At 33.9% G+C, this 11044-nt stretch carries 8 protein-coding genes and 2 pseudogenes; 8 read left to right on the top strand and 2 right to left on the bottom strand.

From position 1 onward, the window contains the following. Positions 1-174: 174 nt before the first annotated feature. Positions 175-991, bottom strand: a pseudogene (locus tag CAI20_RS06475) (IS630 family transposase). A gap of 394 nt (positions 992-1385) precedes the next feature. On the opposite strand from CAI20_RS06475, the gene mutL reads away from it, so the two are divergent. The 6 genes from mutL to wmk (CAI20_RS06445) all read left to right on the top strand — a co-directional run bounded on the left by mutL (position 1386) and on the right by wmk (CAI20_RS06445) (position 8392). Beyond that, positions 1386-3179, top strand: coding sequence for a DNA mismatch repair endonuclease MutL (gene mutL / locus CAI20_RS06470; protein ID WP_149168997.1), 1794 nt, complete (start codon positions 1386-1388; stop codon positions 3177-3179). A gap of 68 nt (positions 3180-3247) precedes the next feature. After that, on the top strand, positions 3248-4177 hold the full coding sequence (wmk, locus tag CAI20_RS06465) for a WO male-killing family protein Wmk (protein WP_149168996.1): 930 nt from the start codon (positions 3248-3250) through the stop codon (positions 4175-4177). A 170-nt stretch (positions 4178-4347) separates the two neighbouring features. Next, on the top strand, positions 4348-5013 hold the full coding sequence (locus CAI20_RS06460) for a JAB domain-containing protein (protein ID WP_149168995.1): 666 nt from the start codon (positions 4348-4350) through the stop codon (positions 5011-5013). Between the two features lie 169 nt (positions 5014-5182). After that, entirely contained in the window at positions 5183-6373 is a 1191-nt protein-coding gene (locus CAI20_RS06455; protein WP_179951425.1) for a hypothetical protein, read from the top strand. An 86-nt stretch (positions 6374-6459) separates the two neighbouring features. Further along, a complete protein-coding gene (gene wmk, locus CAI20_RS06450) occupies positions 6460-7368 on the top strand; it encodes a WO male-killing family protein Wmk (RefSeq protein WP_149168994.1) in 909 nt (302 codons plus the stop codon). A 46-nt stretch (positions 7369-7414) separates the two neighbouring features. Beyond that, positions 7415-8392 carry a WO male-killing family protein Wmk gene (gene wmk, locus CAI20_RS06445; protein WP_149169018.1) on the top strand — a complete coding sequence of 326 codons (978 nt, stop codon included), beginning with the start codon at positions 7415-7417 and terminating at the stop codon, positions 8390-8392. An 87-nt stretch (positions 8393-8479) separates the two neighbouring features. On the opposite strand, the gene CAI20_RS06440 is transcribed toward wmk (CAI20_RS06445), so the two are convergent. Beyond that, complete coding sequence (locus CAI20_RS06440; RefSeq protein WP_149168993.1) at positions 8480-9391, bottom strand: patatin-like phospholipase family protein; 912 nt, start codon at positions 9389-9391, stop codon at positions 8480-8482. Between CAI20_RS06440 and CAI20_RS06435 the strand changes: the two genes are divergently transcribed. Both CAI20_RS06435 and CAI20_RS06430 read left to right on the top strand, forming a co-directional pair. Next, positions 9390-9911 (top strand): phospholipase D family nuclease, encoded by a 522-nt coding sequence (locus CAI20_RS06435; protein WP_167495311.1) that lies wholly within the window; start codon positions 9390-9392, stop codon positions 9909-9911. The two genes, CAI20_RS06440 and CAI20_RS06435, sit on opposite strands and share 2 nt — an antisense overlap. Before the next feature lie 135 nt (positions 9912-10046). After that, a pseudogene (locus CAI20_RS06430) lies at positions 10047-11042 on the top strand (IS481 family transposase); the annotation flags it as partial. Positions 11043-11044: the final 2 nt, after the last annotated feature.

Below are 11044 nucleotides of genomic sequence, written 5' to 3'. Positions count from 1 at the left end.
GAATATTGCAAGATTAATCGGGGGTTATTTTCTCTACCGTTCTCTACATTTTTATTACGGAAAGTTCAAATTCCAAATTAGGAAGAAATAGAGAAGCAAGTCAGAGAAGTTCCACAATTTTTAATCCACAGCTAAATGAGGAGTTATAGCTTTTTACCCAATAGTGAGAACATTTCATAAAAAAGCAGAATCGACAGCTTGACGAAAAGATTTGAACAGAGTTTCTGGCTCGGGTTTATAGCAAATCAATGATGCTCAGTTTCATTAAAATCTGGAGAATAAGGAGGAAGATACAGAATCTCTGCACCAATACCTTTGGCAAATTCACTTGTTTTCTTGGATTTATGAAAAGTTGCATTATCCAAAATCACTGTTTGCTCAGACTGTAATATTGGTACCAAAAATTGCTCGAATCAGCCATTAAAAACCTCTGTATCACAATACCCTTCAAAGGTCATAGGTGCAAAGATTTTTCCCTTACTTAAAGCTGCAATCATGCTGAGTTTTCTTACCTGATTTTAGTGTATGAAACCTTTCTCCCTTTCTGCAATATCCGTATATTCTGTATTCTCTATACCAGATTCATCAATATATCAAATTTTTAGGGGACTCTGCCGATATGACTTTCAAAAATTCAGCACGTTTTTCTTCATTTCTTTCTTTATATCAATAAGTCTTTTTTTGCGTTTAAATCCACTTTTTTTAGAGCTGTATGAATCGTTTGATGACTATATATTGCCTCAGCACCTCTGATTGTGTTTTACCGCCGTGTTTTTTTATAAATTCTGCAAACGCATTCCAATCGGTGATTTTATGATTATAGCCTCTACTTCTCAGTTTCTTCGATTCCTGTTTCTTTCCGCCTTTTCTCCCATTTGTACAATGTTACTCTACCGATTTTGAACCTCTTTGCTACTGCTGTTTTACTCTCTCCTTCATCTAACGCCTGAATGGCTTTTTTCCTTAAGTCATAACTGTACGCTGCTGGCACTTTTACCTTCTTATTACCCTAAATCTCTATTTTATTCTGTTGCCACTATTATTAGAAGGGCTATAATTCAGTAAAATTTAAGAATTTTAATAGTTTAGCAGCATGAAACACGCAATAAACTGCCACTTTTAAATTTGATCAGACTTAATTAAAAAAGACAAGACTTTCAATAATTTGCCAAAATCTAATCCAGAATTCGGGTTGAAAACATGGCAAAAATTAGATGAAACTGCTTTACAACATAGTATAAGCTTACAATGGGTAATATGTATAATTAGAAAGCAAGCTATAGGAAGGAAACTAAAATACAGAAATCAGAGACACCAAAAAAGAGATATAAATTTTAGACAAAGTAAGTCATGAAGGGTATATTTTACTTTCAATCAAAGCTTCTATGGCAATAATTCTTTTAGATACAAAAATAATAAACCGTATAGCAGCGGGTGAAGTAATCGAAAGGCCAGCAAGTGTAGTAAAGGAATTAGTAGAAAATGCAATAGATGCTGGAAGTTCAGAGATAGAGATCAAAATAGAAAGTGGTGGACGTAACCTTATAACTGTGACAGATGATGGAAATGGAATAGAAAAGGACGACTTAGAACTAGCATTTATGAGGCATGCCACTTCAAAATTAAGCGATAGTGAGTTAATAGAAATCAAACATCTTGGCTTTAGAGGAGAAGCTTTGCCTTCAATTGCAGCAGTAAGTAGAATGAAATTATCGTCTAAGGCAAGTGGAGCAAAGGAAGCATGGTCTATAAGGTATGAGGGAGGAGAAAAAATAAGAGAGATTACCCCTTATTCTTTATTGCAGGGTACATATATTGAAGTTCGTGACTTATTTTTTGCGACTCCAAATAGACTAAAATTTCTAAAAACCGAAAGGGCAGAAACACAAAGTATTGTTGATATTGTGAATAACTTAGCGATGATTAATTATAGTATTGGGTTTACTCTCACTTCTGGTAATAAAAAGCTCTTAAAATATGTTAAGCAAACTTCGCTGTTCAACAGATTATGTGAAATAGAAGAATTTCAAAACAATTCACTGGAAGTTAAAGAGGAAGAAGAAGGCATCAAACTTAAGGGACACATCTGTAAACCAACTATTAGTCGTGGCAATTCAACTCAGATCTATACGTTTGTTAATGGCAGGCCAATAAAAGACAATCTACTTATTGGTGCAATTAGATATGCGTATCAAGATTTTATTCTAAGTGGGAGGTATCCTTTTGCAGTGTTGCACTTAGAGATACCATACGATCAAGTAGATGTAAATGTGCATCCAAATAAATCAGAAGTAAGATTTCAGAATAAAAGGCTAATATATGAAATAGTGAGAAGAGGGATAATAAAAACACTATCAACGAGATTTGCAGTGGGTGATCAAGGTATTGAAGAGGAGCTAATTTTTAATGATAGTAAAAGCCAAGAGCAGGTTGATAGTCAAGAGAAAAAAGATCAAAAAGAGTTTTATGAAAAGAGACCAAGTCTTTTAGAAAATCGTCTAATGAAAGAATTCAATGCACCAGATGAAAGAAGGCAAAGCTTACCAGAAACGTTTAAATATGGAGAATCTCCACCCCAAAAGGGAACGATGGTTTTAGAAAGGAAGCAAATTGATTTAATAGAGGATTATCCTCTGGGATATGCACGCTGTCAGGTCTACAATACTTACATTATTGCTGAGGCTAAAGGCAAATTAATTATAGTAGACCAGCACGCAGCTCATGAGAGGTTGATCTATGAGTGCTTAAAACAAAAATCAAGCATAAAAAGACAAAAACTTCTTCCTGAAACAGTTGAAATTAAAAACCAAGCTGGAATGGGGATGGTTAAAACTTATAAAGATGAGCTTTTTGAAATGGGTTTTGATATTGAAATACAATCAGAAGATAAAGTAACGATAAAAGAAATACCTGCAATCTTGGGAACAATAGATATAAAAGAGATGCTAGTTGATATAGTAGATAAGTTAACGGAAATGGAAGATACGTTGTCAATAGAGGATAAGGTGAATAAAATATCAGCCACAATCGCTTGCCATGGAGCAGGAAGAAAAATGAAATTGGAAGAGATGAATGAGATACTAAGACAAATTGAGAAAACTCCATATTCTGGTCATGAAAGACCAACGTATATAGAAATGAAACTAAGTGATATAGAAAAATTGTTTGAAAGGAGATGAGTTCAGTTTGTCAAAAAGGTTCCCAATTAGGTATACGTGATAGCTCTTCTGGTTATGGAGTATAAAATGTGAAAAAAGAGAATAAATGCTCTAATTTTTTAGATTACAAAGTAATAGGACAGGAAGTAAGAAATCGTAGATTAGCAAAGGGATATACTCAAAAAGATTTAGCAAAAAAAATCGGAACAACATATCAGGTAATACTGCAATATGAAAAAGGAACACGCAGAATTTCAATTAAGAAGTTATATGAATTAGCAGAAGCATTATCAACAACTGCTAGAGATCTAGCTTGCGGACAAGAAGTATCAAATGAGGGAAGGTATGAGGAAGAGGAGGTACTGAATCTAGTAAGAAGACATAAAGAGATTAAGGATCAAGAATTACGTGAAACGTTTTATTTATTAACTAAATTCATCCGTATTAGTGAAGAAGAAAGTGGAAAGGCAGTAAAAATAGAGGTGGCAAAGGGTTTAGTTAAGGAAGGAGTTTCTATCTCTCAAACGACCAGTTTATCTATTGATGAATATGATAATGATGAGAAAAAAATTTCCATTCCGTATAAAGTAGGTCAAAGAATAAAAGAATGGAGGTTGAGAAGAGGATACACTCAAGAAGATTTAGCAAGTAAAGTGGGCATAATAAATCAAAGAATATATGAATATGAACAAGGACGAGCTGCTGTTTCACTTGAAATGTTAGATGAAATAGCAAAGGTACTATTAATTAATATTACAGATCTGCTTCCAGAAACAAGAGAAAATGAGAATAGTGAAGCAGAGCTATCAAAGTTAATAGAAGAATACAAAAAGATCAAGAGCCAAGAACTACGGCATGTACTAATAAAATCTCTGTTTGAAAGCATACAAGTTTGCAAAGAGAAAGTGAAGAGAGTAGAAAAGATGAAAATTGCAAAGAATTTAGTTAAGGAAGGAATTTCTATCAATATTATTTTAAAAACAGTGGGCATCTCTTTAGACGAAATTCAACAAATTTGAAATAAAAAATCAGTATCTATTAATATCTTTACTTTTTGATGAAAAAATAAGTAAAAAAGATTGAGAAATTGATTTGACTTCACTCAAAAGCTATGGCTTTATGCCAATGCTGACAAAAAAACAGCAGTAAATATATAAAAACATTTTGTTATTAGTGAAGGGTAATTTTTATGAATAATAAGAAAGATCGTAGAGAAGAAATAGAGTTCAGAGCATTAGAAAGCAACGGTAAAGCTCTACTTGATCGTGAAGTAATAGAAACGTTTCTAAGTGCAGTGCATGACAGGGAAGAAGCTCAAGTTATTGCTAGAAAGCTAATAGATAGTTTTGGAATAGGAGGAATTTTAGGTCAGGAAATAGATGACTTGAAAACTATAGAAGGGATAACTGACTCTACAGTAGCAGTAATTTTATGTCTAAAGGAAGCTGCAAAGAGAGTACCAAGAGAAGAGTTAAAGAAAGGACCTGTAATGGATAACTTGGAAACCATAGTAAAATATTTAAGGGTGAGTATTGGCTATTCAGAGGAGGAAAAGATGAAAATAATATATTTTGATCAAAAGTGCCGTTTAAAGGGGGAAGAAGTGTTTACTGGTACAGTGGATAAGGTACCTTTTTACATGAGAGAAGTAACAAGAAAAGCATTAATAAGAAAAGCGACGTCAATAATAATATCGCATAACCACCCAGAAGGAAGGTTAAAGCCATCTGATGAGGATGAAGCTGTAACTAAAGACTTGGCTAAAGCTTGTCAGACTATAGGGATTAGGTTGCTGGATCACATTATCATCACAAGTGTTGGGTATTTTAGCTTTAAAGAGCAAGGACTGTTATAAGCAGATGTTTGAAGATTTTCATGAGTTGTTTAACTACTTGAATGAAGAAAGTATTTGCAAGTACATTAATTATTACTTATAATTAATGAAAAAGTATATATTGAATTAATAATCAAGTAATAAAGTCGGTTATAGACTTAGTAAAGTATATTTAATAGCGGAGGCTAATATGAGTAATAAAATAATTGTACCTTTTGATGATCAAGAAGGAGGTACTTACGAGTTAAACATTGATCTTGATAGATTATCAAAAGGTGAGGTGTTAAATGCTATTGTAGGAATAGGTCGTACTAACACCTTTGTAAGCAAAATTAATAAGGCTAAAAAGCCTGAGGAAATAGCACCTTTCCCTGTTAGAGAAGTTCGCGAAAACAAAATCAACTATGGGAAAGGATTTGACTATGTTTATGGCACAAAACCTTTAAACGATCAAGCAGAAGATTTAAATCCATTCACTTCAGCTTTGCAAAAAATAAAGCCAAGTGTAAGCGAAAGTGAAAAGTTGAGCTGGTTTAAGAGTGCTGTGGTAAGAGCAAAAAGTCCAAATGAACTGCACAAGGCTGTAGACGAAGCACTAGCTGCTGGAACAAGGCTAAATGCATGTAATGATGGGGAATGGAGTTTTGCAGAATATCTAGTATTAGGTACACATTTTCATAAATTTGATAAGGCTGATCGTAAAAAGCTAATACGTAAATTAATGTTAAGCGGTGCAGAGTTTCATGATACTTTATTGGAGAATAAACTGATAGGTGAAATCTATAATGAGCTACAGCCAGAAGTTCAGCCACAGATAGATGAGAGACTAGAAGAACTAGAGAAAGCTGGCGAAAGTGCTGTGCAAGAAGGAGAATTAATAGATATCGAGATAGACAATACAACATCGTATATAGAATTTTCCGAAGATAGCAAAATAGAAGTAGCCAAAATACTGAGAGAGTTAGGAAGTAATATTTTAAAAATAGGCAATGATGCAGTTGAAGTTAAAAGTGAGAAGGGAGGTATAAGAAACTATACCGATATTTCAGATGGCAGCTCTGTCATGTTAGAATTTCCTACAAGCATTGGTAAGCTAAATATTATATTGTACCACGATGTAAAAAAATATGATCAAGTACAAGTCAGAGTAGAAAACAAGGAAATGTGGTCTAAATTACAAGAAAGAGGCGAAGAAATAGGAAAAAATTGTCTTTTTGCTGGAGTAAAACTTAAAGAAGCAGTAGAAAAGGGAAGTTTTATGAGATGTGGCATATGGAATAGCAAGCAGCTTATGAAGGAGGTTGATAGCCCAAGTGAAAAATTGTCTTCATGGGTAGATAAAGTACGTGAAAATAGTAAAGAAACTTTTAGGGGGCTTTAATTCATTTATTTTAAGGTTCCAGAGTCTACCATTATATCTGGAGCCTTTGAGCTATAGTAGAAAATATTATATGTATGGTTCTTTGTATGGAAAAAAGTCTAGACTGTGAGGTAGGGCAAAAAGTGAAAAGTTGGAGGTTAGAGAGAGGGTATACTCAGAAGGATTTAGCGGAGAAGGTTGGTGTAAAGTACTGGGCAATACTGCAGTATGAAAAAGGGAGTCGTAAAATTCCAATTAAGAAATTATATGCTATAGCAGAAGCATTATCAGTAAATGTTAAAGGTTTAGTTTGTGGAGAGACGCTACCAAATGAAAAAAGATATTTTGAAGATGAAGAAATATTAAATTTAGTAAAGGGGTATAAGGATAAAGAATTAAGCGAGGTATTTTATTTATTAACCAAATTTATTCGTTTGAGTGAGGAAAGAAGCAGAAAAGCGGTAAAAATGGAAGTAGCAAGGGGTTTGATGAAAGTAGGAGTTTCTGCTCATGTTATCTCTCGAACAACTAACTTATCTATTGGTGAGTATGAGGAGAACAAAATTCCGGTTCCATACAAAGTAGGGCAAAGGATAAAAGAGTGGAGATTGATACGAGGATATACACAAAAAGATTTAGCGAATAAAGTTGGCATAACAAATCAAGGAATATACGAGTATGAACAAGGGAGAGCTGCTGTTTCACTTGAAATGTTAGATGAAATAGCAAAGGTATTATCAATCAGTATCATAGATCTACTTCCCGAATCAGATGAAGATAGTGAAGTGGAAGAAAAGCTATCAAATTTGATAGAAGAATACAAAAAGATTGAGAGTCGGGAATTACGAAATGTGCTAATCAAGTCTTTATTTGAAGGTATACATGTTTGTAGAGAAAAGGTCAGAGAGGAAAAGAAGATTGAAGTTGCAAGGAATTTAGTGAAAGAAGGAATTTCTGTTGATATTATCTTGCAAACGACAGGCTTATCAAATTATATGATTGAGAAATTTTTGTGATTTCATAAAAACTTAGCCAATAGTGGATTTTTTTGTGATAGAATATATGGTTGCTTCTGTAGGAAAAACAGCTTTTAGAGGATTTATCTATGATAATTCAGAGCATGTTGGCTCAGTAAGCTACGAGCTAGGGAAAAAAATAGAAGGTTGTAGGATAGTACAAGGGTATACTCAGGCAAAATTAGCAAGAAAAATTGGTTTAACACATAAGGAAATACATAACTTTGAACTAGGGTGCAAGGCTATTACAATCAAAGAATCGTATATAATAGCAGGAGCATTGTCAGTTAATGTTGTAGATCTACTTCCAGAACCAACAGTACTAAGAGAAAACGGTTGGTACGAAGATGAGGATAAAGAAATAGTCTATCTAACAAAAATACATAGAGAAATTAAGGATCAGGAATTACGCAAGAAGCTGTATCCATTAGTAAGGTTTGTATATATTAGCGAGAAAATTAGCCAAGAAGAAGCAAAAATAGAAGTAGCAAGGAATCTAGTGAAAGAAGGAGTTTCAGTTGATATTATTTCCCAAGTGACTCGCTTATCTACTTACGAATATGATGATATAGAGAAAGAAATTTGTACTGATTCTATACTCTACAAAGTGGGGAAAAGGATAAAAGAGCAGAGATTAATACGGGAATACACTCAGGAGGACTTGGCAAATAAAATCGGTTCAACACCTAAAGAAATACACGACTATGAACGAGGATATACAGACATTCCAATTGAAATATTATATAAGATAGCAAAGACATTATCAGTTAACATTAAAGCTCTTGGACTAACAGAATATGAAAATGAGCCAGTTTTGCGGTTTATAGGTAAATGCGAAAAAATTGAGGATCAAGAATTACTGGATACGGTAGCCAGATCTTTATCTAAAGGAATGCAAACTGGTAAAGAAAAGGTTAAAAAAGCAGAGAAAATCAAGATTGCAAAAGATCTAGTTAAGGAAGGTGTTGCTATTGATATTATTGTGCGAGCAAGTGGCCTAACTGCTGATGAGTGTGAAAATTGAATTGTGTTAAAGATATAAGCAAAAGAGGTTAATGTATTAACTATTCTAAACCCTTGTTAGCTATGCAAAATTTGGCATTTCTGCTTATCAAGATATAGCATCACAGAATTTATCTATCAGTTCCTGATTGTCCTCTATCATTGCCTTTGCCTCTTGTTGAAGAGATTTGATATTTTTTGATGTAATGTTATCCATGTCAGCCGACGCTAGCTTCAATTGCGATTGTATTCTTACGTATCTATTGCCTATTACTTGATTCATCTGATAATTTACGCAGTCCAGTCCAGAGGCAAACATCACATTTAACAAAGGTTTTATCCATCCTATTTTTCCAAATCTCTTTGAATTGGCATACTCTATGCTTCTATCTGTTCTGCCGGTACCTATCGATAACAGTAGAATATCATCATTTGGAAATAACCTCTTACCACTTGCATATGCACAAGCCGCTGGATTATTGGCAAACACCCCGCCATCCACTAATACTCTGTTTATCTGGTCAATTTTTAGATGTTTTGGTATGAAATAAGTAGGTGCAGCCGTTGCAGCTCTGAGTGCATCTTTTAGCCTGATAAAATTTCTATCTTCTCTCCAGCTTTTAAAGAAGAAGGGATAATTGTTCTTAATATCGTAGCTTGTAAGCATTAAATTATTTGTTGCATCTGCAAGAGTAGAATCACCAAAATATCTATTCAGAACGAATTCAATATTTTTGCATGAATACTGTGCACAATTTAGCCAGGAAAATATTGATCTTCTAAAAAATGAAGACTTAAAGATATGTGGCCCGTCTTTCTGATAGAGATCAACTAAGTCGAGAGCAGAGTATTGTTTATTACATAACCCGGCAACGATAATACCACCTGTAGAAGTTCCGACCATTAAGTCAAACATTTGAGAGATTGGCTTTTTTGTTCTATACTCTATTTCAGCTAGAACAATAGCAGGTATAATACCTCTTATGCCTCCACCGTCGACTGAAAGAATATATTTGGCCATGTTTAGATATTTATTGATTTTTTTAACTTATTTGCTTTTATCAGGTTGTGTTTCTTGTCCAAGTACTACTGTATGTTTCACTCCTAGAGAAAATTGCACCAATCTAATAATTGATTCTGTGGGTCATGCTAAAAAATCCGTGTTGGTTCAGGCATACCAATTTACCTCAAAGCCTATTGCTGAATCCTTGGTTCAAGCTAAAAAGCGTGGAGTTGATATTAAGGTTATTCTAGATGAATCACAGGTCAGATCAAAATATAGTGTCATCAATGAATTATTTAGGCAAAAAATACCGATATACATAGACTATAAACCTGCAATTTCACACAGTAAAATTATGATTATTGATGAGCAAAAAATCATAACCGGGTCATTTAATTTCTCTGACTCTGCGCAGAAAAGAAATGCTGAGAATCTACTGATTATAACAGGAGATCCTCAATTAGTTGAGCAATACATCGAAAACTGGAAGGATCGTCAATCTCAATCTGATCCTTATACACCAAAAGTAGAAGAATAATTACTTTAAATCAGCTTTAAGTTGTGTGATTCATAGAGGTTATTACAATAAGAATGTAAGATCAAATAGAAATTTGGATTTGCAGTAGTTTATAGACCTTATTACAATTGCAAAGGATAAATTAGTTAATCTAGGGTTAAACTACGTCTGAGTTGGATAAAACTATACAAAGAGTTGGGTCATGCAGGAAAGGTATGTCAGCATTATGGTATTTCACGTTTTACCTTACGTAAATGGTACAAACGTTATGAAGAGTTAGGTGAAAAAGGATTAGTAGATCTCAGTAGTAAGCCTAAAACTTCACCTTTGCAAAAGATCAATGAATCAGATGAGCAGCTTATTCTTCATCTAAGACAAACTAGAAAGCTAGGGGCAAGGCGTGTTCAAACCGAGTTAAGACGTCTATATGATTTATCCTTGTCATTGGCTACTATACACAAAATTTTCAAAAAACATGGTGTAAGTCTTCTGCATGTTAAACGTCATTATCGCAAACAGGTCAAGCGTTATAACTGTAAAGTACCTGGAGAGCGTGTGCAGATGGATGTGTGCAAAATATCGTCAGGGCTTTATCAATATACTGCTATAGATGATTGTACACGTTATAAAATTGTTGCATTATATTCAAGACGTACTTCAAAAAACACTTTAGATTTCCTAAAACAACTAAGAGAAAGAATACCTTTCCATTGCCAAAGGATTCAAACTGATAGAGGGCAAGAATTTTTTGCTTATGAGGTGCAAGAATGTTTGAAGGAATGGAAAATTAAATTTCGTCCTATTAAGCCGTTTTCCCCACACTTAAATGGTAAAGTGGAAAGAGCACAGCGTACAGACTTAGATGAGTTTTACAGTAGTGTTACCATCAAGAGCTCTGAATTGCAAATTAAACTTAGGGATTGGGAAGAGTATTATAATAAACACCGCCCTCATAGTGCTCTTCAAGGAAAAACTCCTTGGGAAAAATATAAGGAACTGGAAAATACGATTCCTTGCTTAAGTGAAGTGCAAAGAAACTATATCTTATCAAAAGAGTCATTTGTCATGCAAAATTATAAACACAATCAGAGACTACAATCACTTCAAAAATGCAAATCTCTTAACAAGCCAACTAGTTCAGACTCAATCTGACA

The sequence above is a fragment of the Wolbachia endosymbiont of Chrysomya megacephala genome, from assembly GCF_008245065.1.
Classification (GTDB): domain Bacteria; phylum Pseudomonadota; class Alphaproteobacteria; order Rickettsiales; family Anaplasmataceae; genus Wolbachia.
This window is presented reverse-complemented; position numbering and strand designations above follow the sequence as displayed.

Coding starts and splice junctions, on each gene's coding strand:
- CAI20_RS06460 (WP_149168995.1), top strand. CDS start 4,348: ATGAATAATAAGAAAGATCGTAGAGAAGAAATAGAGTTCAGAGCATTA.
- CAI20_RS06455 (WP_179951425.1), top strand. CDS start 5,183: ATGAGTAATAAAATAATTGTACCTTTTGATGATCAAGAAGGAGGTACT.
- wmk (WP_149168994.1), top strand. CDS start 6,460: ATGGAAAAAAGTCTAGACTGTGAGGTAGGGCAAAAAGTGAAAAGTTGG.
- CAI20_RS06435 (WP_167495311.1), top strand. CDS start 9,390: ATGTTTAGATATTTATTGATTTTTTTAACTTATTTGCTTTTATCAGGT.
- wmk (WP_149169018.1), top strand. CDS start 7,415: ATGGTTGCTTCTGTAGGAAAAACAGCTTTTAGAGGATTTATCTATGAT.
- mutL (WP_149168997.1), top strand. CDS start 1,386: ATGGCAATAATTCTTTTAGATACAAAAATAATAAACCGTATAGCAGCG.
- CAI20_RS06440 (WP_149168993.1), bottom strand. CDS start 9,391: ATGGCCAAATATATTCTTTCAGTCGACGGTGGAGGCATAAGAGGTATT.